Raw genomic sequence first — 22,088 nt, 5'->3', positions numbered from 1 at the left:
ATGCCCGGGACGACCGACCCGACCGCCGCCACCGGCGGCACCGCCACCGCCACCACCACCACCGCCGCCACCACCACCACCGCCACCACCGAGGAGCGGCTGCGCGCCTACCTGCACCGCGCCACCGCCGACCTGCGCCAGGCCAGGCGCCGCATCGAGACCCTGGAGGAGAGGGCGCACGAGCCCATCGCGATCGTCGGCATGGCCTGCCGCCTGCCCGGCGGCGTGCGCGCCCCCGAGGACCTGTGGAGGCTGCTCGCCGAGGGCCGCGACGCCGTCGGCGACTTCCCCGCCGACCGCGGCTGGGACCTCGGGGCCCTGTTCGACGAGGACCCGTCCACCCCCGGCACCTCCTACGCCCGCCAGGGCGGATTCCTGGACGGCGCGGGCGAGTTCGACGCCGCCTTCTTCGGCCTGGGCCCGCGCGAGGCCCTCGCCATGGACCCGCAGCAGCGGCTGCTGCTGGAGGCCGCCTGGCGCACCTTCGAGTCCGCCGCCCTCGACCCGGCCGCCCTGCGCGGCACCCGTACCGGCGTGTACGTCGGCATGATCGGCCAGGACTACGCCCCGCGCCCCCACGAGGTGGCCGGCGAGCTCGACGGCCACTTCATGACCGGCAACGCCGGATCGATCGCCTCCGGCCGGCTCGCCTACCACTTCGGCCTGCTCGGCCCGGCCCTGACCGTCGACACCGCCTGCTCCTCCTCGCTGGTCGCGATGCACCTGGCCGCCCGCTCCCTGCGCTCGCGCGAGAGCGACCTGGCCCTCGCCGGCGGCGCCTGCGTGCTCGCCCACCCGAGGGTGTTCCTGGAGTTCAGCCGCCAGCGCGGACTGGCCCCGGACGGGCGCTGCAAGGCGTTCGCGGCCGGCGCCGACGGTACGGGCCTCGCCGAGGGCGTCGGACTGCTGCTGCTGGAGCGCCTCTCCGACGCCCGCGCCAACGGCCACCGGGTGCTCGCCGTGCTGCGCGGCTCGGCCGTCAACCAGGACGGCCCCAGCAACGGGCTCACCGCCCCCAGCGGCCCGGCCCAGGAGGCGGTGATCCGGGAGGCCCTGGACGACGCCCGGCTCACCCCCGACCAGGTCGACGCCGTCGAGGCGCACGGCACCGGCACCACCCTCGGCGACCCGATCGAGGCCCGCGCCCTGCTCGCCGTCTACGGCCGCGGCGAGCGCGAACGCCCGCTGCGGCTGGGCTCGTTGAAGTCCAACCTCGGCCACACCCAGGCCGCCGCCGGGGTGGCCGGAGTGATCAAGCTGATCCTCTCCCTGCGGCACGACACCCTGCCCGCCAGCCTGCACCTGGACGCGCCCACCCCGCACGTGGACTGGTCCTCGGGCGCGGTGGAGCTGCTCACCGAGGCCGCGCCCTGGCCGCGCGGGGAGCGCCCGCGCCGGGCCGCCGTCTCCTCCTTCGGGATCAGCGGCACCAACGCCCACCTCGTGCTGGAGGAGGCCCCGAAGGAGGCTCCGGAACAGTTCCCGGAGACGCCGGAGGCACCGGCTGCGCCACCCGCCGACCGGCCCTGGCTGCTCACCGCCCGCACCCCGGAGGCGCTGCGCGAGCACGCGCTGGCGCTCGCCGCGCACGCCGAGGCCGGGGCCGCCGGCCGCGCGCAGGAGACCGCCCACTGGCTCGGCCAGGGCCGCGCCCGCTTCCCCCACCGGGCCGCCGTGCTGACCGACCGCCCGCGGGAGATCGCCGCCGCCCTGCGCGCCCTGGCGGCCGACCGCGCCCACCCCGCCCTGGTGCGCGGCGCCGCGGAGGCCGCCGCCAGGGCCGCCTGGACCTTCTCCGGCCAGGGAGCCCAGCACCCCGGCATGGGCCGCGAACTCCACGCCGAGAACCAGGAGTTCGCCAAAGCCCTGGACGAGGTGTGCGACGCCCTCGACCCCCACCTCGACCGCCCGCTGCGGGAGGTGATGTTCGCCGAACCCGGCACCGCCGACGCCGCCCTGCTGGACCGCACCCGCTACACCCAGCCCGCCCTGTTCGCCCACCAGAGCGCCCTGGCCCGGCTGCTCGGTACCCGGCTGCCCCCGCCCGTCGCCGTACTCGGCCACTCGGTCGGTGAGGTCTCCGCCGCCCATCTGGCCGGGGTGTTCGACCTGGAGTCGGCGGCCGCGCTGGTCGCCGCCCGGGCCCGGCTGATGGACGAACTGCCCGCCGGCGCGGGCGCGATGCTCTCCGTCCAGGCTCCCGATGAGCGGCTCACCGACCTGCTCGCACCGTACGGGCCCGCGCTGGGCCTGGCCGCCGTCAACGGACCCGCCTCCACCGTGGTCTCCGGCGACGCCGCCGCCGTCGCCGAACTCGACCGCGAGCTCACCGCGATCGGGCTGCGCACCCGCAGGCTGCGCGTCTCGCACGCCTTCCACTCCGCCCATCTGGACCCGGTGCTGGAGCGCTTCCACGCCGAGGCGCGGCGGATCACGTACCGCGCCCCGAGCCTGCCGGTGATCAGCAACCTCACCGGCGAGGCCGCCGACCCGCAGCGGATCGCCGGCCCCGCGTACTGGACCGAGCAGATCCGCGCCACCGTCCGCTTCGCGCAGGGCGTGCACACCCTGCGCGACCGGTACGGCGTCACCGCCTACCTGGAGCTCGGCCCGCACAGCACGCTCAGCGCGCTGACCGCCGCGATCCACCCGGAGGCCGTCCACCTGGCCGCGCAGCTGCGCGAGCGGCCCCAGCCGAGGGCGCTCGCGGCGGCGCTGGCCGGGGCCGAGGTGCACGGGCTCGCCGTCGCCCGGCCCGCCGGTGCGGCGCCCGCCGCCGACCCCGACACCGTGCCCGGCCACCCCTTCGCCGCGACGGCCTACTGGCTGGCCACCCCCGGCCCCTCCGGCGCCGCCCCGGCGCCGGAGCTCCCCGCGGCCGACTCCGCCCGAGGCGCCGAGGACCCGGACCCGGACCCGGCCGAGCTGCTGCGGCGCTGGACGGACGCACCCGCCCCCGAGCGCACCGCCCTGCTGCTGGCCCTGGTCCAGGAGCAGGCCGCCGCCGCCCTCGGCCACAGCGACCCGGCGCAGATCAGCGCCGGGGAGCGCTTCCAGGACCTCGGTTTCTCCTCCTTCAGCGTCCTGGACCTGCGCAACCGGCTCGGCGCCGCGACGGGCCTCACCCTCTCGCCGATGGTCGCCTTCGACCACCCCGCCCCGGCCGAACTCGCCGCCCACCTCGGCGAGTTGCTGGCCGAATCCGTCCTGCCCGCCTCGTGAGCCAGCCCCGCCCGTGAGCCCAGTCCGCCTCGTGAGTCAAGCCCGTCTCGTGAGTCAAGCCCGAAGGAGCGAACCCCGGTCATGCGCGTCGGAATCACCTACCTGAGCATCTCCCCGTCGGTGGACCGCCAGTCCGCCCGCCGCAAGTACCTGGACTTCACCCGGCAGGTCGAATGGGCCAACGACAAGGGCTTCTCCGGCATCTGGATCACCGAGCACCACTTCTCCGGCTACAGCCTCAGCTCCTCGCCGCTGCTGCTGCTCGGCCAGGCCGCCGCGATCGCCCCCGACCTGCGGCTCGGCACCGGCATCCTGGTGCTGCCCCTGTGGGACCCGGTCCGCCTCGTCGCCGACGTCAACACCCTGGACCAGCTCTCCGGCGGGCGGCTGGACCTCGGCATCGGCCGCGGCTACCAGCCGCACGAGTTCCTGGGCTTCGGCCGCGACCTCGGCACCAGCCGGGCCGCCTTCGAGGAGTCCGCCGACCTGGTCCTGCGGCTGCTCACCGAGAGCGCCGTCACCCACAAGGGCGAGTTCCACCGGATCGACGCCCCGGTGACCGTCCTGCCCCCCTCCCACCAGGCCCCGCACCCGCCGGTCTGGGCCGCCGCGATCTCGCCGGAGTCCACCCGCTTCGCCGTCCGCCGGGGCTTCCACCTGCTCGGCCTCGCCCTGTCGACCCCGGCCGAACTCGCCGCCCAGTGGCAGACGGTGAACACCCTGGCCGCCGAGGAGGGGGTCACGGCCGAGGGCCTGGAGTACGCCGTCAACCGGTTCGTCCACGTCGGCACCGACCCGGCCGGGCGCCGGGCCGCCGCCCGCGAGGTCGCCCGGCAGATCCAGACCTCCCGCGCCCTGGCCGAGGGCGCCCACCCCGCCGGGGGCCTGCCGCCCGTCCCCGCCGCCGTCGATCCGGCCGACGAGGAACTCGCCTACGAGCGCCTCCTGGCCGGCTCGCCCGAGCAGATCGTCGGGCAGCTGGCCGAACTCGCCGCCGCCGGGGTCACCCGGGTCAACGCCGCCTTCGAGTACGGGCTGCTGCCCGCCGACACGGCCTTCGCCGCGCTGCGCACCTTCGCCGCCGAGGTGCTCCCGGCCCTGCGGGAGCTGCCCGTCCGGCGCTGAGCCCGCCGCACGGGAAAGGGTGGGGCGCCCCCCTCGGCCGCCCCACCCTTCGCCGCGTACGGGTCCACGCGCCGCTACGCGCCCAGCCCCGCCAGTTCGGCCAGCCGGGTGTAGGACTCCCGCCGGTCCGCCGGGTCGTAGGTGTTCGCGACGACCATCACCTCGTCGGCGCCCGACTCCTCGACGAAGGACTTCAGCTTCGCCGCCACGGTGTCCGGCCCGCCCACCACCTCCGCGCGCAGGTCGTTCAGCGGCGCGGTGCGCTGCACGGCCTGCTCGGCCGGGGTCGGCCGGTGGGCCAGGGCCTCCTCGACGGACAGCAGCGGCGCGGAGTTGCCCGCCGCGTGCTGGGCCAGCGCGAGCCGCCACGGGGTGGCCAGCTCCTCGGCGTGCCGGTCGTCCCGGCCCACGATCACGGTCAGCGTCAGGACCGCCCACGGCCGTGCGCCCTCACGGGCCGGCTGGAACCGCTCCCGGTAGCGGCGCAGCGCCGCGAAGGCGTTGGCCGGGTCCTGGTACGCCGCCAGGTACGCGTAGCCCAGCCCCAGCCGGGCCGCGACGCCCGCCGAGGCGGGGCTGCCGCCGAGCAGGAACACCCCGGGCAGCGCCGCGTCCGTCGGTACGGCCCTGACCCCGGCGAGCTCGTGACCCGGCGGCAGGGCGGCGTGCCCGCCGAAGGCGAGCAACTGCGCCAGCTGGCCGTTGAACACCTCGGGGGCGAGCGAGGAGCGCTGGAGCAGCGCGGCGGTCGGCCCGTGCCCGGTGCCGCTGGAGCGGCCGATGCCGAGGTCGATCCGGCCGGGGTGCAGGGCCTCCAGCGTGCGGAACTGTTCGGCGACGTGCAGCGGAGAGTGGTTGGGCAGCAGCATCCCGCCGGCGCCGATCCGCAGCCGGGTGGTGCGGGCGGCCAGGTGGGCGATGACGATCTCGGGCGCCGAGATGCCCACCGCCGCCTCGGCGTGGTGCTCGGCCACCCAGTAGCGGGCGAAGCCCAACTCCTCGACGTGCCGCGCGAGTTGAACGGCCTCGTCGAGCAGTTCGGAGGTGCCGGTGCCGGCCCGTCGGGGGCCCTGGTCGAGGACGGAGAACGCGGTCATGCCTGTTTCCTCAGGTGTCGGCCCCCGATGGGAAGGGAGCGGGTGGATCGGGCCGGGGCGGTGGTGCTCACACGGCCGCCGGGGCCGGGTAGGGGTGCGGCAGGCCGTAGTGCTCGCGCAGCGTGGAGCCCTGGTACGAGGAGCGGTAGACGCCGCGCTTCTGCAGGATCGGCACCACCAGCTCGACGAAGGCGGGCAGCCCGTCGGCGAAGACGTCGGGCATCAGGGTGAAGCCGTCCGCGGCGCCGGAGACGAACCACTCCTCGGCCACGTCGGCGACGTGCTCGGGCGTGCCGATCGCCTCGATGTGCGCCCCGCGCCAGGGGGCGTGCCCCGCCAGCTCGTCCAGGCGCCGCAGCCGGGCCACGGCCTCGCGGCGGCTGTCGGTGACGGTGGTCATCAGCCCGGGCAGGATCTTGACCGACCGGGGGTCGCGGCCGTGCCGCTCGGCCCTGGCCCGCACGTCGGCGGCGTAGGCGTGGGCGACGTCCGGCGTCTTGGCCCCGGAGAACACCACGTCGGCCGTGCGCCCGGCCAGTTCGCGCCCCTGCTCCGAGGCGCCCGCCTGCACCACCAGCGGGTGGCCCTGGGCGGAGGGCGGCAGCGGCAGCGGCCCGCGGACGCTGAAGTGCTCCCCTTGGTGGGATATCGGCCGCAGCCGCCCGGAGTCGGTGAACCGCCCGGTGTGCACGTCCGCGACCAGCGCCTCCGGCTCCCAGCTGCGCCACAGCGCCTTGACGATGTCGACGAACTCCTCGGCGCGCGCGTACCGGTCGGTGCGCGGGGCCAGCCCGCTGCCGCCGAAGTTGGCGGCCACCTGCGGGATGTAGGTGGTGACGGCGTTCCAGCCGGCCCGGCCGCCACTGAGCACGTCCAGGGACTTGAAGCGGCGGGCGATGTTGTACGGCTCGTTGGAGGTGGTGGAGGCGGTGGCGATCAGGCCGATCCGGGAGGTGGCGGCGGCGATCGCGGTGAGGATCAGGGTCGGCTCGTGGAAGTACGCGCCGTGCGGGCTGGAGTCGATGTCGGTGAAGATCCCCGGGGTGTCGGAGAGGAACACCGCGTCCATCAGCCCGCGTTCGGCGAGCTGCGCGGCGGCCACCCAGGTCTCGACCCGGGCGAAGCCGTACGGGTCGGAGCCGGGCTCGCGCCAGGCGGCGGGGTGCACTCCCATGGCGCCGCCGACCATGTGGAGGTTGAGGTGGAGCTCGCGTTCGGTGCGCCGTTCGGCGGTGGGTTCGGTGGTGCTCGCTTCGGTGGTCACGATGCCTTCCCGGGGTTCGGGCCGTCCAGCCGGGGGACGGCGTCCAGCAGTTGGCGGGTGTAGGGGTGGCGCGGCGCGGTCAGGACCTCGGTGACGTCCCCGGACTCGACGACGGCGCCGTCCTTCATCACCAGCACCTCGTCGGCGAGGTGGCGCACCACGCCGAGGTCGTGCGAGACGAAGACGTAGGCGACGCCGAGTTCGGCCCGCAGCTCGGCCAGCAGGTCGAGGACCTGGGCCTGGACGGAGACGTCCAGCGCCGCCACCGGCTCGTCGAGCACGACGATCCGCGGGCGCGGCGCCAGCGCCCGGGCGATCGCCACCCGCTGGCGCTGCCCGCCGGAGAGTTCGCGCGGACGGCGGTGCAGCAGCTCCGGGCCCAGCCCGACCTGCTCCATCAGCTCGGCGACCCGCCCGGCCCGCGCCTGCCGGGGCGCCCCGGTGGCGGCCAGCGGCTCGGCGATGATCCGGGCGACGGGGTAGCGCGGGTCGAAGCTGCTCAGCGGGTCCTGGTGGACGACCTGGATGCGCCGGTGCAGGGCGCGCCGCTCGGCCCCGCGCAGGCCCCGCCAGGACCGGCCGTCCACCTCGACGCTCCCGGCGTCCGGCTCGGCCAGGCCCAGCAGCAGCCGCCCGGCGGTGCTCTTGCCGGAGCCGGACTCGCCCACGATGCCGAGGGTGCGGCCCTCCCGCAGGGTCAGCGAGACGTCCCGGACGGCGGCCACCGGGGCCTGGCCGGGCACGGCGAAGGACTTGTGGAGCCCCTCCGCCCGCAGCACCACCCGCTCGCCGGTGCGCGGCGGGGGCAGGGCGGCCCCCGCCTTCGGCCCGGAGAGCCGGGTGCCGCGCGCCTGCGGCCGGGGTACGGCGGCGAGCAGCAGCCGGGTGTACGGGTGCTTCGGCTCGGTCAGCACCTCGGCGGTGGGCCCCTGTTCGACCACCTCGCCGTCCTTCATGACCAGCACCCGGTCGGCCACCCGCGCCACCACCGCCAGGTCGTGGCTGATCAGCAGCAGCGCCCGCCCGGCCCTGCGCCGCTCGGCGAGCAGCTCCAGGATCTGCGCCTGCACGGTGACGTCCAGGGCGGTGGTGGGCTCGTCGGCGATCAGCAGCGCGGGGTCGGCGGCGAGCGCGGAGGCGATCAGGGCCCGTTGGCGCAGGCCCCCGGACAGCTGGTGCGGGTACTGGCGGGCGCGCAGCTCCGGCTCCGGCACCCCCGCCTCGGCGAGCAGCCGCAGCACCCGCGCGGGCACCTCGGCGCGCGGCACGGTGCGGTGGGCGCGCAGCGCCTCGGCGATCTCCTCGCCGACCCGGCGCAGCGGGTCGAGGGAGACCAGCGCGTCCTGGAGGACGAAGCCGATCCGGCGCCCGCGCAGCGGCCGCCACCGGCGCTCCGTCAGCGCCCCCGCCTCACGGCCGTCGATCCGGAACTCCTCGGCGGTGGTCCGCGCCCCCGGCCCCGCCAGCCCGACCAGGCTGCGCGCGGTGACGCTCTTGCCCGAGCCGGACTCACCGACCAGGGCGACGCTCTCCCCGGCGCGGACGGTCAGCGACAGTCCGCGCACGGCGGTGACCGGCCCGCGCGGGCCGGGGAAGGCGACGGTGAGGCCCCGCACCTCGACCACCGGCGGTGCGGGCTCGGTGCGCGGGGCGGCGGGCTCGGAACGGGTCTCGGTGCTCATCAGGCCACCCGCCCCTCGGCCCGGTCCTGGAGCCACTGGCCCACGGCGGAGACGGCCAGCACCGTGAGGGTGATCGCCGCGCCCGGGAAGACGGCCGTCCACCAGGCGACCTCCACGTAGTCGCCGCTGCCGGCGAGCATGGCGCCCCACTCGGCGGTGGGCGGCTGCGGGCCGAGCCCGAGGAAGCTGAGCGCGGAGCCGGTGACGATCATGCCGCCCACGCCGACGGTGGCCAGTGCCAGCAGCGGCCCGACGGCGTTCGGCACGACGTGCCGCAGCACCACCTGGAGGCGGGACCAGCCGAGTACGGTGGCCGCCTCCACGTACCCGGTGCCGCGCACCCGCAGCACCTCGGCGCGCACCAGCCGGGCGTACCCGGGCAGGGTGACCAGGGCGAGCCCGGCCACCAGGTTCCCGGTGCCGGTGCCCAGCACCGCGACCACCAGCAGGACCAGCAGCACGCCGGGGATGGACATCAGGACGTCCAGCACCCGGCCGGCGACGCGGTCGACGGTCCGCCCGCCCTGGGCGGCCAGGACACCGACGACGGTGCCGGCGGCCAGCGCCAGGGCGGAGGCGGACAGGCCGATCAGCAGCGAGGGCCGGGCGCCGTGCACCACCCGGGAGTAGACGTCGCGTCCGTTCTCGTCGGTGCCCATCCAGTGCGCGGCCCCGGGCGGCAGCAGGCTGTCGGCGGGGCTGGCCGCGTCCGGCCCCGTCCCGCTGAGCAGGCCCGGGGCGAGCGCGGCCAGCAGGAGGAGCACGCAGACCGCGAGCCCCAGGGCGGCTCCGGGCCGGATGCGGGGGATGACCACGGGCTCCTCCTCAGCTCTCTGCGGTGCGCAGCCGCGGGTCGACCAGCCGGTAGGACAGGTCGACGGCGGTGTTGACGACGGTGTAGACCAGCCCCGCCACCAGCACGATGCCGATGACCAGCGGAAGGTCCTTGTTGCGGACGGCGGTGACGGCCAGCGTGCCGAGCCCCTGCCGGGAGAAGACCGACTCGATCACCACCGCCCCGCCGATCAGCGAGCCGGTCAGCCAGCCGACCAGGGTGGCGACGGGCAGCAGGCCGTGCCGCAGCGCGTGCCGCAGCCGGACGGCCGCCTCGCCGACGCCCCGGGTGCGGGCCGTGGTGACGAAGGGTTCGTCCAGGGTCCGCTCCAGGCCCCGGCGCAGCACCCGGGTGATCACCGCGGCGGGAGCGGCGGCCAGGGCCAGGGCGGGCAGGACGAGCCCGTCCAGCCCCGGCGCGCCGAGCGCCGGGAACCAGCGCAGCCGGAAGGAGAACAGCGCCAGCAGCAGGGTGCCGAGCCAGAACGCGGGCACGGCGACGCCGAGGCCCTCCAGCACGGAGACCGGGGTGCGCACCCAGCGGGAGCGGCCTGCCGTGAGCAGGGCCGCCGGGACGGCCAGGGCGACGGTCACCAGCACGGTGGCGGCGAGGAGTTGGAGCGTCGGGCCGAGCTGCTGGCCGATGGCGGTGCTCACCGGCAGGTGCAGGACGTAGGAGTCGCCGAGGTCGCCGCGCAGCACGTGGCCGAGGAAGGTCAGGTACTGCAGTGGCAGCGGCTGGTCCAGGCCGTACTCGCGGGTGATCTCGGCGCGCAGCTGGTCGCTGGTGCCGCGCAGGCCCGTGAGCAGGTCGACCGGGTCGCCCGAGGTGAGGTGCAGGGCGAGGAAGGCGACCGTCACGGCGCCCCAGAGGACGAGGACGGCGCCGCCGAGCCGGCGCAGGGCTGATCCCAGGGCCGATCTCAGGGCGGAGTTGAGGGCGGAGCGGATCCCGGGGCTCGTCACTGGGCGAGCCAGGCGTCGGCGAAGTTCGGGAAGCTCTGCTGCTCGAAGAGGACGCCGTGCACCTTGACCGAGGTGCCCAGCACGGAGGCGTTGCTGAACACCGGCAGGATCGCCGCGTCGTCGGTGACCTTCTGCTGGACGGAGGCGTACAGGTTCTTCTGCTTCTGCACGTCGGTGGTGGCCAGCGCCTCGGCGAGCTGGGAGTCCACCTGGTCGTCGTGGTAGCGGGCGGCGTTGTTGTCGATCTTGGCGGTGGGGATGTGCGCGCTGCCGAAGACCAGCCGCAGCGCGTCCGGGGAGGCGTTGTTGGCGCTGCTGTTGAGCAGGTCGTAGTCGCCGGAGAGGACGCGCTTGACGTAGGTGCCGGTGTCCAGGTTCTGGTTGCGGATCTCGACGCCGAGGTCCTTGGCGGCGGCCTGGACCTGGGTGGCCAGGGCGGTGTACTGGCTGAAGTACTCGCCGATGTAGAGGAAGTCCAGGCTCAGCCGCTTGCCGCCCTTGGTGCGGTACCCCTCGCCGTCGCGGGCCGTCCAGCCGGCGTCGTCCAGCAGCTTCCCGGCGGCCGCGGCGTCGTACTTGTACTGGTCGGCGACGGCCGCGGCGTACTGCGGGGTGGAGGGGGACAGCGGTCCGGTGGCGGCCGGGTAGACCCCGAAGTAGAGCTTCTGGACGATCAGGTGCCAGTCGATGCCGTTGCGCAGCGCCTTGCGCAGCCGGACGTCGGTGAGCGGGCCCTTCTCGGTGTTCGGGTTGAGGCTCCACGGGACGCCGGGGGAGACGGCGCTCTGCACGGTGAACTTGGCGTCGGCCTTGAGCTTGGCCACGTTGACCGGGGCGATGGCGGCGGCGGCGTCGGCCTGGCCGCTGGTCAGGGCGCCCAGGCGGGAGGAGTTGTCCGGGACGATCCGGACGGCGAGCTTCTCCAGGTGGGCGGCGCCCCGGTTGGCGGAGCCCTCGGGGGCCCAGGCGTAGTCGGCGCGGCGCTGGTAGGTGATGCCCTGCTGCGGGGTGAAGCCCTCGGCGCTGGTGAAGGGGCCGGTGCCGACGATCTTCGAGCAGAGCGCCTTCGGGTCGGCGGTGAGGGTCGCGGGCGACTCGATGCCCAGGCTGGGGGAGGCCAGGCCCGTCAGGAAGGAGGAGGCGGGTGCGGCGAGGGTGACCTCCACGGTCTGCGGGTCGACCACCCGGGCGGAGCGGTAGTTCTCGATCAGCTGGGCGGCGCCGGCGGACTTGGTGGTGGGGGCGACCACGTGGTCGAGGTTGGCCTTGACGGCGGCCGCGTCGAAGGGCGTGCCGTCGCTGAAGGTGATGCCGGTGCGCAGGGTGAAGGTGTAGGTCTTCTGGTCCTCGGAGATCTTCCAGGACTTCGCCAGCCAGGGCTGGATGGCGCCGCCGTCGTCCTGCCAGACCAGCGAGTCCAGCGCGGCCCGGCTGAACAGGGCGTCGGCCTGGCCCTGGTGCGGGTCGAGGCAGGTCGGGCCGTAGGGGACGGCGAGGGTGAGGGTGCCACCGTCCACCGGCTTGCCGCCGGCCGCGGCGTCGGCGCTCTTCGGCGTGGTCGCGGAACCGGCGCAGGCGGCGGTCAGCGGGAGCACGGTGAGGGCGGCGACGAGGGCGAGTCTGGAGCGGAACCCCGTGCTGCGGGCGGGAGTTCGGTGGCGGGTGGCGTGGCCGCTGGTGAGGGTCGTGGGCTGCGGTCGCATGGCGGGGCTTCTCTCCGGGGCGCGGGGCGAGGACGGCGGCAGGGCCGCCCGGGACGGGTCGGGGGTCGCCGCGAGGGCCGCCGCGCCGGGAGGGTCAGAGACCGCCCGGCCGCGCGCTGGCGCAACGCGGCCGGGTACAGAGAGCGCTGTCGGTACGGGAGAGGTCGATGGCCCGGCGCGTGGCGGCGAGCAGCGGGTGCAGACCCGGCAGGCCACGCGTGGCGGACACTCCGTACTCCTAGGGCAGACCGGCTCCGGGACCGGAGCGCCGTTGAACGTCCGTTTCCCGCCGGGGACTGGCGAGAAACGATGCTTAGTGACCTGGGTAGTTAATCAGACTGAACTGGGCTGTTCAACCATTTCCCGGCTGAGCGGATGCAGGGCCCGGCGCAGCGCGTCCACCTGGGTGGCCAGCGAGTGCCGGCTGACCCCGGCGCGAGGGTCCTTGATGTCGAAGCCGTGGTACGCGCCGGGGAACACGTGCAGCTCCAGCGGCACCCCGGCCTGGGACAGCCGCAGGCCGAAGTCGATCACCTCGTCCCGGCCCAGCTCCAGGTCCCCGACGCCCAGGTAGACCGGGGGCAGGCCCCCCAGGTGCTCCGCCCGGGCCGGCGCCGCGTACGGCGGCACGTCCGGGTGGCCGGGCCGCAGCGGGTGCAGGTAGGCGCCCCAGCCGGCCAGCGAGGCCGGGCGGTTCCAGGTGCGGCGGTCGCGGATCAGCAGGCTGGAGGGCGTCGCGTGCCGGTCGTCCAGCACCGGGGCGTGCAGCAGCAGGAGCCGGGGCAGCTCCTCGCCCGCGTCGCGCAGCGCGAGGGTCAGCCCCGCGGCCACCGCGGCGCCCGAACTGCTGCCCACCAGCACGGGGTTGGCGCCGTCCGCGCCCAGCTCGGGGCCGCTGCGGCGCAGCCAGCGCAGCACCGTGCGGCAGTCCTGCTGGGCGGCGGGGTACGGGTGCTGCGGCGCCAGCCGGTAGCCCACCGAGACCACGACGGCGCCCGCGCCCTCGGCGTACAGCTCGCACAGCGGGTCGAACCATTCGAGCTGCTCGCCCGCCGTGAAGCCGCCGCCGTGCACGAACACCACGGCCGGGCGGGTCGGCCGGCCGCAGGGCGTGGCGGGCAGGTAGGCCCGTACCCGCACCGGCGGGGCGGCCGGGTCCTGCGGGTCGCGGGCCACCAGGTCCCGGCGCTCGACGGCCGGATCGGCCCCGTCGGGGCGCAGCGGGGCCATGCCCGGTACGGGCGTGACGTAGCCCGCCAGGAGCTCCCGGTCGAGCCGGGGGGAGATGTCGTCCATGGGCGCGCAGCCTCCTCAAACTGAACTCGGTAGTTCAGGTCAGTTCTATCAGTCGGCTGTGCGCTACTGTGAGGTTGTGAACGAACGTGAACTCCCGATGACGGGCCGTGGCCGCATCGACAAGCGCGCCGCCATCCTGGACGCCGCCGTGAAGGTGTTCACGCGTGAGGGCTACGCGCAGGCGGGCATCGACGCCATCGCGGCCGCCGCCGCCGTGGCCAAGCCGACGCTCTACAACCACTTCGGGGACAAGGAGAACCTCTTCCGGGTGGTGATGCGCGACGGCGCCGAGCGCACCGCCAACCGCATCGTCGCCGCCCTCGTCAGCCTCCCCGACGACGGCGAGGACCTGGCCGGCGAACTCGAGCGCGTCGCCCACCGCGTCGTCGAGTGCCAGCTGAGCGACGAGGGCTGGGCGCTCCAGCGGCTGCTCTACGCGGAGGCGTCCCGGCTGCCCGACCTCTACGACCAGGTCGTCTCGCGCGGCTCCCAGCCGGTGCTCGACGTCCTCGCCGGCCGCCTCTCCAGCCTCGCCAACCGTGGCCACCTGGACCTGGACGACCCGTCCGTCGCCGCGGCCCAGTTCATCGCCCTCGTCTCCGGCAACCTGCCCGGCCTCTCCGCCCTCGGCACCCGCCCCGTCGCCCCCTCCGATCTCGACACCGCCGTCCGCACCGGCGTGGACACCTTCCTCCGCGCCTTCGGCACCACCCGCCGCCGCACCCGCCGTACCTGACCCGCCGTACCTGACCCGCCGGGGCCTCAGATCCGCCGTCGGCCCGTCAGGAGGGCTCTACCGAGCCGACCGGTTCTGCTGAGCCGTCAGTTCCTGGAGGCCGGCACCTCGACGAGGGCGAAGCCCTCCCGGTCGGGGCCCGCGTCGGCGATCCGCTCGCCGGCCGGGTTCCAGGCGCCGCTGCGGCCGATGCACGGGCCCGCCTCGCTGGTGCCGACGAGGTCGGCCAGGACCACGTACAGGCCGAACTCCCGGGCCCGCACCGGGTACACCTCGTCGAAGGAGTCGTTGTCGGCGTCCAGCGCAGAGCTCGCCAGGTAGACGGTGCAGCCGTCCGCCGCGGCCCGTTCGGCGATGTCGGGGAAGCGGTTGTCGTAGCAGGTGGCGAGCGCGAAGCGGACGCCGTCGAGGGTGAACCGGCCGTCGGTGGTGCCGGGTTCGAAGGCCGCGGCCTCGACGCCGTACAGGTGCGTCTTGTCGTAGCGGGCCAGCAGTTCACCGTCTGCCCCGATCACCAGTGAGGTGATGCCCGGCCGGGCTCCGGCTCCGAGCACCGGCCCGTTGACGACGGCCACCGCCCCCGTCTCCCGGCACGCCTCCCGTACGGGCTCCAGCCGGGCGTCCGTCTCGCTCAGCCAGAGCGCCGGGGACGCGCCGACGAGGGTCGGCTCGTAGCCGGTGAGGGCCAGCTCGGGGAAGACGACGACCCGCGCCCCCTCGGCTCCGGCCTGGCGTATCAGTCCGGACGCCGTCCGGACGTTGGTCTTCACGTCCCCGGCCACCGGGGCGAACTGCGCAGCTGCGATGATCACGCCCGCCATCATGCCGTCCGTCCGCCGTGCCCGGCCAGGGCGGTGTCCAGGAAGTGCCGCCAGGCGGCCTGGACGCGGGCTTCCTCGCCGGTGGCGAGGAGGTCCAGCAGGAGGCCCCGGAGGACGGCGAGGACGAGGGTGGGGTCGGCGTCGGCGTCGGTGCCGGTGAGGGCGCGGGTGAGGGGCGGGAGCCACTCGTGCAGGGAGGTGGCGCCGAAGTCCCGCCAGGGTTCGGCGTGGGCGAAGGCGCGGACGTAGCCCTCGAAGAAGAGGCGGAGGGCGCCGCGGTGGTCGGGGGCGGTCACCCAGTGCCAGAGGAGTTCGAGGGTTTCGCGGGGGGTGCCGCCCTCGGCCTCGGAGCGTTCCAGGAGCGCGAGCTGTTCGGCGCGGGCGGCGGCGAGCACCTCGCGGACCAGGTCCTCCTTGGAACCGAAGAGGTAGAGGAGGACGCGCGGGCTGGTGCCGATGGCGGCCGCGAGGGGTCGCAGGGAGAGGTCGGAGACGTTGTGCTCGGCGACGTAGCGGACGGTGGCGGCGAGGAGGTCCTCGCGGCGGGCGGACGGGCGGGACGGTGCGTTGGCTGGGGTGGGCACGTGGTCTATCGTTCCACTGAAACGAGTGTTTCAGTGGAACGAGGGGATCGCTGCCATGGCCACCACCGCACCCGGAGTCGCGACCGTCCGAGAGGCCGACCGGCCCGGCGACCTGGGGGCGGTGGCCGCACTGCACGGTGTCCTCTACACCCGGGAGTACGGCATGGACGCCACCATGGAGGCGTACGTCGCCGCCGGTATGGCCCAGTTGGTCCTGGCCCGGGCCGCCGAGGGCGGCGCCGCGCCCGGGCGGCTGTGGGTCGCCGAGCTCGACGGCCGCGTGGTGGGCGCCACCGGCCTGGTCCGGGCGGAGGAGCGGCCGGGGTGGGGCCAGCTGCGGTGGGTGCTGCTGGATCCGGCGGCCCGGGGGCGGGGGCTGGGGCGGCGGATGCTGGAGGTGGCCCTGGAGGAGGCCCGCGCACGGGCGTACGACGGCGTGCTGCTCTGGACGATCGCGGGCCTCGACGCCGCCCACCACCTGTACGCCCGGGCGGGTTTCGAGCTCACCGTCTCCCGTCCGGCCCGCAAGTTCGGGCTGGACACCGTCGAGCAGCGGATGGACCTGCGGTTCTGAGCCCCTTCCGTTCGGATGCGAGGAGCTGCCGCGCCGCTCGAACTCGCACAACACCGCGCTGCTGCACGCCGCCCGCAAGCTCAACCCGGGCGGCATGGAGATCGAGGTCTACGGGGCGGGGGCGGGCCGTCACCCGCCTCCGCCCCGTCTACCATGGCCGTTTCGTCTTGAAACGGGGGAGTGGATCGCATGGGTCCGGGTGACCAGTCGGAGCGTTCGGAGCGCCCTGAGCGGTCGGAGCGTTCGGAGCGGCTCGGCCGCCTGGTCGGGACGGCCGCGCAGTGGGGCCAGGCCGGGCGCCAGGCGGTGGCCCGGGGCGGCCGGGCCGTCGCGGACGGGCAGTGGGCGCGTACGGCGCTGACCTCCGTGGCGCCGCCGCCGGTGCCGGCCCTGGAGCCGTGGAAGCTGTCGACGGGAACGCTGATCGCCCGCCACCCGCGCACGCCCGCCGTGGTGCACCGGCTCCTCGGGATGCTGGACGGCCTCGGGGCCGTGCACCTGGGGCCGGCGAAGGTCGGCTTCGACGGCGAGGAGATCGAGTGGGCCAAGGTCGTCGAGATCCGCACCCGCAACGCCTTCGAGGTGCTCACCACCACCGCACTGGAGCAGGAGGTGGACCGCATCCGCGAGTTCCTCCCGCCCGTGCCCGGCCGCAAGTGGGCCGTCACCAAGGCGGCCGAAGCCCTGGCCACCGTGGTCCTCGCCGCCCTGGAACGCGGCTCCGTCGACCAGCGCCTCGACACCCTGACCGTCCCCGCCCAGATCGTCCACCGCGGCCTGCTCGGCCGCCAACGCACCCTGGACGCGGGCACGTTCGCCGCCGCGACCCTGGTCGTCGTCGGCCAGGTCGGCGACAGCCTCATCGCCACCGCCGAGCACCACGGCATCCCCGTCCGCCCCGCCGACCCACCGGCCAAGCCCGCCCACGCGGCCCACGTCGAGTCCCTGCGCGACCGCACCGACACCGTCGCCCGCCTCCTCGACCGCCTCCGCCGCGACGCGGGCCCGGAGCCGGGCACGAACGCGGAGCCGGACCAGCTGGAGCCCGGCCCGGCACCGGAGCGGGTCGGCCTGGACAAGGGAGCGGACCGGACAGCTCCGTGAAGCCGGTCGTCGCTGAACCGGCCGACCCCGGGCCCCGTGGTCGGTCCCGCCCTTCCGGGCGCGCGCCGGCACCGGGCCGGTGGCGGCGCCGGTGAGGCGTTGACGTGGAGGGAGGCCGCCTCCGAGGTGTCGCGGAGACGGCCTCCCCCGCGGCCGGTCAGGCGGGAAGGCCGACCGCCCGTTCGCGGCCGCGCCGCTGCTGGATCACCACGGCGGCGACCAGCAGGAGACCCTGGGCGACGTTCTGCCAGAAGGTGTTGATGCCCTCGACGGTGAGGCCGTTCTGCAGCGCGCCGAGCAGGGCGACGGCCAGCAGCGTGCCCGCGATGCCGCCCTTGCCGCCCTTGAGGGCGCAGCCGCCGAGCGCGGCCGCGGTGATGGCCTGCAGCTCCAGGCCCTCGCTGCCGGAGGTGGGCTGGCCGGAGCCGGTGCGGGCGGTGAGCAGGATGCCGGCGACGGCGGCGACCGTGCCGGTGAGCGCGTACACCGAGAGCAGGTACTTGTTGAGGTTGATGCCGGCGAGCCGGGCGGCGGTGTCGTTGCCGCCGAGGGCGTAGATGTTGCGGCCGATGTCGGTGTAGGTGAGCAGGACGTGCACGGCGGCGGCGATCAGGAGCAGGATCCACACCATGGTCGGCAGGCCGGCGATCCTGCCCCGGCTGAGGAAGATGAACAGCGGGTCGCCGAGGACGTAGCCCTGGGCGCTTCCGCCGGAGATCAGCTGGGCGACGCCCTTGTACGCGGCGAGTCCGGCCAGGGTGGCGATGGTCGGGTTGACCCGGCCGTAGATGATGACGGCTCCGTTGAGCAGGCCGACGCAGGCGCCGACCAGGACGGCCGCGCCCAGGCCGAGGAAGGGGTTGGAGCCGGTGGAGGTGAACACCATCGCGCTGACCACGGAGGCGAGGCCGGCCTGGGAACCCACGGAGATGTCCAGGCCGCCGCAGATGATCACGACGGTCTGCACCACGGCGAGCAGGCCGGCGATGGTCACCGCCTCGGCGATGACCTGGATGTTGCCCCAGCTCAGGTAGTTGAGATTGAGCGAGCCGAACAGGGCGAGCACGGCGGCGAGGGCCAGCAGCAGGATGAGGTTCTGGCCACCCACGGCGACGAGCAGCGCGCGCGGACCGCTCGGCCGCTCCGGCCGGGCGGTGGTCTGCGGGCCTGCGGTGGCGGAGGGGGCGGTCATCGGGCAACTCCGGTGGTGGCGTCGGGGTCGGTGGTGCGGTGGCGGCCGGCGGTGTCGGTGGCGGTGTCGGTGGCGGTGTCGGGGGCCAGGTCGTCCGTCATGGCCAGGGCGAGGATCGCCTCCTCGGACGCCTCGGCGCGGCCGAGTTCACCCGTGATCCGGCCGTTCTGCATGACGGCGATCCGGTCGGCCAGGCCGAGCACCTCGGGCAGTTCGGAGGAGATCACCAGGACGGCGACACCGTCGCGGGCGAGGTCGGCGATGATCTGGTAGATCTCGGCCTTGGCGCCGATGTCGACGCCGCGGGTGGGCTCGTCCAGGATGAGGAGCTCGGGGCGGCGGGCCAGCCAGCGGGCGAGCACCACCTTCTGCTGGTTGCCTCCGGAGAGCGTGCGGACCTCGGTCTCGATCGAGGGGGCGCGGACCCGCAGCCGGTCCGCGTACTCCTGGGCGAGTTCCCGTTCGGCGGCCCGTTTGACGAAGCGTCGGCGGCGCAGTCGGTCGAGGCTGACGAGCGAGGTGTTGTCGCGGATGGTGCGGTGGAGGAACAGCGCCTGGGCCTTGCGCTCCTCGGGGGCGAGTCCGAGGCCGGCCCGGATCGCGTCGCGCGGTGAGCGCAGCCGTACGGTCCGGCCGCCGAGCAGGATCTCGCCGGAGCGGATCGGGGCGTCCCCGGTGAGGGCGAGGGCCAGTTCGGAGCGGCCGGCGCCGATCAGCCCGGCGAGCGCGACCACCTCGCCGGCCCGGACCCGGAGGTCGACGTCGTGCACGTGGTCGGTGGTCAGAGCACGTACGTCGAGGACGACGCGGTCGGTGGCGACGTCCTGGCGGACGAACAGGCCGGCCAGGTCGCGGCCGACCATCAGCCGGACGAGTTCGCGCTCGTCGGTCTCGGCGGCCGGCACGACACCGGTCAGGGTGCCGTCGCGCAGGACCGCGATCCGGTCGGCGAGCCGGAAGATCTCCTTCATCCGGTGCGAGACGTAGATGACCGCGATGCCCTGGTCGCGCAGCCGTCCGATCAGCGCGAACAGCGCCTCCACCTCGTGTTCGGAGAGCGAGGAGGTGGGCTCGTCGAAGGCGATGGCCCGCGGCGGCACCGCTCCGGTGAGCGCCCGCATGATCTCGACCAGCTGACGCTGTGCGGCGGTGAGTTCGGAACCGAGCAGGTCCGGGTCCAGCACCTGCTCGAAGCCGAGCTCGGCGAGGTCGGCGGTGATGCGGCGGCGCAGTTCGGCACGGTCGAAGCGGCGGCCGGCGCGGCGGGGCAGGCTGCCGGCGTAGACGTTCTCGGCGACCGACACGTGCGGGATGATCTCCGGCTCCTGCGGGATGATCCGGATGCCCGCACGGCGCGCGTCGGTCGGGGAGGAGAGGTCGAGCGGCCTGCCGTCCAGCAGCACCCTGCCCTCGCCGGGGCGGTGGTCGCCGCTCAGGACACGCAGCAGGGTCGACTTGCCGGCGCCGTTCTCGCCCATCAGGGCGGTGACCTGACCGGGCGGGAAGGTGAGGGTGACGTCGTGCAGCGCCCGGACGCCGCCGAAGCTCTTGCCGACGCCGTCGGCGGCCAGGCCGGACGGCCCGGTGGCGGGCTCGCAGGGGGCGGGGGCGGACGGCCCGGTGCCGGGCTCCTCGGCCGGTGGCGGCGCGCCGTACGCGGGGTCGGGTGTGGTCATGGGGGCCTCGCAGGAGATCGGTCCGGACAGTGGCGGTGCAGCGCGGTTCAGCTGCAGGTCATGCCGGAGGACTTCCAGGTCGCGGCGTCGACCATGGTGGTGGTGGCGAAGGCTTCGGCGGGGAAGTCCTTTCCGTTCTTGAGCTTGTCGTACATGGTCTGGACGGCCAGGGCGCCGACGTCCTTGCCGTTGATGAACAGGGCGGCCTTCATCCCGGTGGGCTTGCCACTGGTCCAGTCCTTGCAGGCGAGGTAGGCGCCGAGGCCGACGCCGTCGATGTCGTCGGGGGAGACGTTCGCGTTCTGCAGGGCGGTGACGGCGCCCTGGACGTTCTCGTCGTTGCAGCCCCAGACGATCCAGTGCTTGACGCCGGGGTTGGCGGTGAGCGTGGCGGCGGTCTTGTCCTGGGCACCGGTGGGGGTGTTGTCGGTGGCGACGTCGATGTTCTTGACCCCGTCGCCGGCCGCGGCGGCGAAGGCGGCCTTTGCGGCCTTCACCCGGTCGCCGCAGACGGTGACGTCCTGCTTCCAGGCCGAGATGATGCGGGTGTCGGCCGGGTTCCAGCCGGCCTTCTTGAACTCGGCGGCGGCGCGCTTGCCGACCTCGCCGCCCATCTGCTCGCCGCTGAAGCCGACGCGGGCGACCAGGTCCGTCCTGGCGCAGGAGGCGGGGGCGGGGCCGGTGGCGCAGATCTGGTCGTCGGAGGTGAGCAGGGCGACCTTGCCGTCCTTCGCGGTCTGCACGACCTGCGGGCCCACCGCCGGGTCCGGCACGACCACGATCAGCCCGTTGCTCTTGCCGGCGATCGCCGACTGCACCTCGCTGACGGTCTTGTTGGCGTCGCTGCCCAGGTTCACCACCTTCAGGTCCACCCCGAGCTCCGCGGCCTTCGCCTTCGCGCCCGCCGCCTCGCCGACGAAGTACTCCTGGTCGCCCTGCTTCTGCAGGTACGTGAGCGACACCTTGCCGTCGACGGGCTTGACGCCGCCGGACGCGGAGGACGAGGACTCCTGACCGGTCGAGCAGGCCGTCAGGCCGGCCACCGACACCAGGCCCAGCAGGGCGGCGGACACGGCCAGACGGGGGGAGCGGGAGGGGCGGGAGCAACGGGAAGAGCGCGGCGAGGACGGCGAAGACATGGGGCGGCTCCTGGGTGGATGGGGGAGAGTCCGGAGATCGAGAAGATCCGAAACACAATCGACCAGAATCGAACCAAATCAAACGTGCGGGTCACAAGAAACACCCCCGCGCACGGTCCGTCAAGAGTCACGGAGGGGCCTTCGGCCATTCGAGACTCTCCCGTTATCCACCCAGAACCACCGACTATCCACCCAGAACCACCGACCCGGAACCGCAGGTCAACCGGCCGGGTCGGCGACGATCACCTCACCTGCGAGTTCGGCCGCCGCGGCCCGTCGCTCCGCCGACAGTTCGCCGTCGGTGACCAGCACGTCGACCTGGTCGAGGGTGGCGAAGGTGGCGAGTCCGACCGTGTCCCACTTGGTGTGGTCGGCGACCACGACGACCCGGTGCGCGGAGCCGATGAAGGCCCGGTTGGTCTCCGCCTCGGCGAGATTGGGCGAGGTCAGCCCGGTCTCGACGGAGATGCCGTGGCAGCCGAGGAACAGCACGTTCACGTGGAGCGACCGGATGCCCTGATCGGCCAGTGGTCCCACCAGGGCGTCCGACGGCGTGCGGACGCCGCCGGTGCGCAGCACCGTCGTCGCGCCCGTCCCGCCGGGGCGCGGCTGCTCGAACACCTCGGCGATCCGCAGGGAGTTGGTGACCACGGTCAGCCCGTCGACCGCCGCGAGCCGCTGGGCGACGGCGTGCGTGGTGGTGCCCGCGGCGAGGCCCACCACCATCCCGGGGCGGGCGAGGTGGGCGGCGGCCGCGGCGATCGCGTCCTTCGCCGAGGGCTGCCAGGCGGACTTGGCCTCGAAGCCCGGCTCCTGACTGCTGGGAGCGCTCGTCAGGACGGCGCCTCCGTGCACCTTGTCCACCAGGCCCTGCCTCGCCAGGGCGTCGAGGTCCCGGCGGACGGTCATGTCCGAGACGCCCAGTTCGCGGGTGAGCTCGTTGACCCGCACACCGCCCTGCTGCTTGAGCCGCTCCAGGATCAGCACCCGCCGTTGCCCTGCCAGGAGTTGTGCGTTGTCCGTCACTGCGCATTCCCTTCGACCGCTGTCCTCGTCGCGCGCCGGCCCGGGCG

Annotated in this window: 18 protein-coding genes; 5 read left to right on the top strand and 13 right to left on the bottom strand. The window is 74.8% G+C overall.

The annotated features are described in order from the left end of the window. Both ACIBCA_RS17690 and ACIBCA_RS17685 read left to right on the top strand, forming a co-directional pair. Positions 1-3,222, top strand: a complete 3,222-nt coding sequence (locus ACIBCA_RS17690) for a type I polyketide synthase (RefSeq protein WP_396283798.1) — start codon at positions 1-3, stop codon at positions 3,220-3,222. Between the two features lie 81 nt (positions 3,223-3,303). Further along, the gene (locus tag ACIBCA_RS17685) at positions 3,304-4,347 is read left to right on the top strand and encodes an LLM class flavin-dependent oxidoreductase (protein WP_396283797.1); all 1,044 of its coding nucleotides are present in this window, start codon (positions 3,304-3,306) and stop codon (positions 4,345-4,347) included. A gap of 74 nt (positions 4,348-4,421) precedes the next feature. Here the strand turns inward: ACIBCA_RS17685 and ACIBCA_RS17680 are convergent, their stop codons facing one another. The 7 genes from ACIBCA_RS17680 to ACIBCA_RS17650 form a co-directional block, all read right to left on the bottom strand. After that, on the bottom strand, positions 4,422-5,444 hold the full coding sequence (locus ACIBCA_RS17680) for an LLM class flavin-dependent oxidoreductase (RefSeq protein WP_396283796.1): 1,023 nt from the start codon (positions 5,442-5,444) through the stop codon (positions 4,422-4,424). 67 nt (positions 5,445-5,511) lie between these two features. After that, positions 5,512-6,708: an NtaA/DmoA family FMN-dependent monooxygenase gene (locus tag ACIBCA_RS17675; protein WP_396283795.1), complete on the bottom strand. Its 1,197-nt coding sequence runs from the start codon at positions 6,706-6,708 to the stop codon at positions 5,512-5,514. Further along, the gene (locus tag ACIBCA_RS17670; protein ID WP_396283794.1) at positions 6,705-8,390 is read right to left on the bottom strand and encodes a dipeptide ABC transporter ATP-binding protein; all 1,686 of its coding nucleotides are present in this window, start codon (positions 8,388-8,390) and stop codon (positions 6,705-6,707) included. Before ACIBCA_RS17670 ends, ACIBCA_RS17675 begins: the two co-directional genes overlap by 4 nt. Beyond that, positions 8,390-9,205 carry an ABC transporter permease gene (locus ACIBCA_RS17665; protein WP_396283793.1) on the bottom strand — a complete coding sequence of 272 codons (816 nt, stop codon included), beginning with the start codon at positions 9,203-9,205 and terminating at the stop codon, positions 8,390-8,392. Before ACIBCA_RS17665 ends, ACIBCA_RS17670 begins: the two co-directional genes overlap by 1 nt. 10 nt (positions 9,206-9,215) lie before the next feature. Beyond that, on the bottom strand, positions 9,216-10,190 hold the full coding sequence (locus ACIBCA_RS17660) for an ABC transporter permease (RefSeq protein ID WP_396283792.1): 975 nt from the start codon (positions 10,188-10,190) through the stop codon (positions 9,216-9,218). Next, entirely contained in the window at positions 10,187-11,893 is a 1,707-nt protein-coding gene (locus ACIBCA_RS17655; RefSeq protein ID WP_396283791.1) for an ABC transporter substrate-binding protein, read from the bottom strand. Before ACIBCA_RS17655 ends, ACIBCA_RS17660 begins: the two co-directional genes overlap by 4 nt. A 333-nt stretch (positions 11,894-12,226) precedes the next feature. After that, a complete protein-coding gene (locus ACIBCA_RS17650) occupies positions 12,227-13,189 on the bottom strand; it encodes an alpha/beta hydrolase (RefSeq protein WP_396283790.1) in 963 nt (320 codons plus the stop codon). Between the two features lie 76 nt (positions 13,190-13,265). On the opposite strand from ACIBCA_RS17650, the gene ACIBCA_RS17645 reads away from it, so the two are divergent. Next, positions 13,266-13,925, top strand: coding sequence for a TetR/AcrR family transcriptional regulator (locus tag ACIBCA_RS17645; RefSeq protein ID WP_396283789.1), 660 nt, complete (start codon positions 13,266-13,268; stop codon positions 13,923-13,925). A gap of 86 nt (positions 13,926-14,011) precedes the next feature. Here the strand turns inward: ACIBCA_RS17645 and ACIBCA_RS17640 are convergent, their stop codons facing one another. Both ACIBCA_RS17640 and ACIBCA_RS17635 read right to left on the bottom strand, forming a co-directional pair. Continuing rightward, a complete protein-coding gene (locus ACIBCA_RS17640) occupies positions 14,012-14,746 on the bottom strand; it encodes a carbon-nitrogen hydrolase family protein (RefSeq protein ID WP_396283865.1) in 735 nt (244 codons plus the stop codon). Then, positions 14,746-15,330 (bottom strand): TetR/AcrR family transcriptional regulator, encoded by a 585-nt coding sequence (locus ACIBCA_RS17635; protein WP_396283788.1) that lies wholly within the window; start codon positions 15,328-15,330, stop codon positions 14,746-14,748. The genes ACIBCA_RS17640 and ACIBCA_RS17635 overlap by 1 nt, the downstream gene beginning before the upstream one ends. 55 nt (positions 15,331-15,385) lie before the next feature. Here ACIBCA_RS17635 and ACIBCA_RS17630 point away from each other — a divergent pair, with 55 nt between their 5' ends. Continuing rightward, on the top strand, positions 15,386-15,904 hold the full coding sequence (locus ACIBCA_RS17630; protein ID WP_396283787.1) for a GNAT family N-acetyltransferase: 519 nt from the start codon (positions 15,386-15,388) through the stop codon (positions 15,902-15,904). Positions 15,905-16,093: 189 nt separating this feature from the next. Further along, positions 16,094-17,008 (top strand): hypothetical protein, encoded by a 915-nt coding sequence (locus tag ACIBCA_RS17625; RefSeq protein WP_396283786.1) that lies wholly within the window; start codon positions 16,094-16,096, stop codon positions 17,006-17,008. A gap of 157 nt (positions 17,009-17,165) precedes the next feature. Here the strand turns inward: ACIBCA_RS17625 and ACIBCA_RS17620 are convergent, their stop codons facing one another. The 4 genes from ACIBCA_RS17620 to ACIBCA_RS17605 all read right to left on the bottom strand — a co-directional run bounded on the left by ACIBCA_RS17620 (position 17,166) and on the right by ACIBCA_RS17605 (position 22,041). Then, a complete protein-coding gene (locus ACIBCA_RS17620; RefSeq protein ID WP_396283785.1) occupies positions 17,166-18,200 on the bottom strand; it encodes an ABC transporter permease in 1,035 nt (344 codons plus the stop codon). Beyond that, on the bottom strand, positions 18,197-19,876 hold the full coding sequence (locus ACIBCA_RS17615) for a sugar ABC transporter ATP-binding protein (RefSeq protein ID WP_396283784.1): 1,680 nt from the start codon (positions 19,874-19,876) through the stop codon (positions 18,197-18,199). The genes ACIBCA_RS17620 and ACIBCA_RS17615 overlap by 4 nt, the downstream gene beginning before the upstream one ends. A gap of 47 nt (positions 19,877-19,923) precedes the next feature. After that, positions 19,924-20,949 (bottom strand): substrate-binding domain-containing protein, encoded by a 1,026-nt coding sequence (locus tag ACIBCA_RS17610; protein WP_396283783.1) that lies wholly within the window; start codon positions 20,947-20,949, stop codon positions 19,924-19,926. Between the two features lie 285 nt (positions 20,950-21,234). Continuing rightward, entirely contained in the window at positions 21,235-22,041 is an 807-nt protein-coding gene (locus tag ACIBCA_RS17605) for a DeoR/GlpR family DNA-binding transcription regulator (protein ID WP_396283782.1), read from the bottom strand. Positions 22,042-22,088 lie beyond the last annotated feature (47 nt).

Source organism: Kitasatospora sp. NPDC051170 (assembly GCF_044455705.1).
Classification (GTDB): Bacteria; Actinomycetota; Actinomycetes; order Streptomycetales; family Streptomycetaceae; genus Kitasatospora.
This window is presented reverse-complemented; position numbering and strand designations above follow the sequence as displayed.

Bases quoted from the DNA above. Each gene is read 5' to 3' on its own strand.
- ACIBCA_RS17640 (WP_396283865.1), bottom strand. From the start codon at position 14,746: ATGGCGGGCGTGATCATCGCAGCTGCGCAGTTCGCCCCGGTGGCCGGG.
- ACIBCA_RS17685 (WP_396283797.1), top strand. From the start codon at position 3,304: ATGCGCGTCGGAATCACCTACCTGAGCATCTCCCCGTCGGTGGACCGC.
- ACIBCA_RS17690 (WP_396283798.1), top strand. From the start codon at position 1: ATGCCCGGGACGACCGACCCGACCGCCGCCACCGGCGGCACCGCCACC.
- ACIBCA_RS17620 (WP_396283785.1), bottom strand. From the start codon at position 18,200: ATGACCGCCCCCTCCGCCACCGCAGGCCCGCAGACCACCGCCCGGCCG.
- ACIBCA_RS17680 (WP_396283796.1), bottom strand. From the start codon at position 5,444: ATGACCGCGTTCTCCGTCCTCGACCAGGGCCCCCGACGGGCCGGCACC.
- ACIBCA_RS17630 (WP_396283787.1), top strand. From the start codon at position 15,386: ATGGCCACCACCGCACCCGGAGTCGCGACCGTCCGAGAGGCCGACCGG.
- ACIBCA_RS17625 (WP_396283786.1), top strand. From the start codon at position 16,094: ATGGGTCCGGGTGACCAGTCGGAGCGTTCGGAGCGCCCTGAGCGGTCG.
- ACIBCA_RS17655 (WP_396283791.1), bottom strand. From the start codon at position 11,893: ATGCGACCGCAGCCCACGACCCTCACCAGCGGCCACGCCACCCGCCAC.
- ACIBCA_RS17650 (WP_396283790.1), bottom strand. From the start codon at position 13,189: ATGGACGACATCTCCCCCCGGCTCGACCGGGAGCTCCTGGCGGGCTAC.
- ACIBCA_RS17670 (WP_396283794.1), bottom strand. From the start codon at position 8,390: ATGAGCACCGAGACCCGTTCCGAGCCCGCCGCCCCGCGCACCGAGCCC.
- ACIBCA_RS17615 (WP_396283784.1), bottom strand. From the start codon at position 19,876: ATGACCACACCCGACCCCGCGTACGGCGCGCCGCCACCGGCCGAGGAG.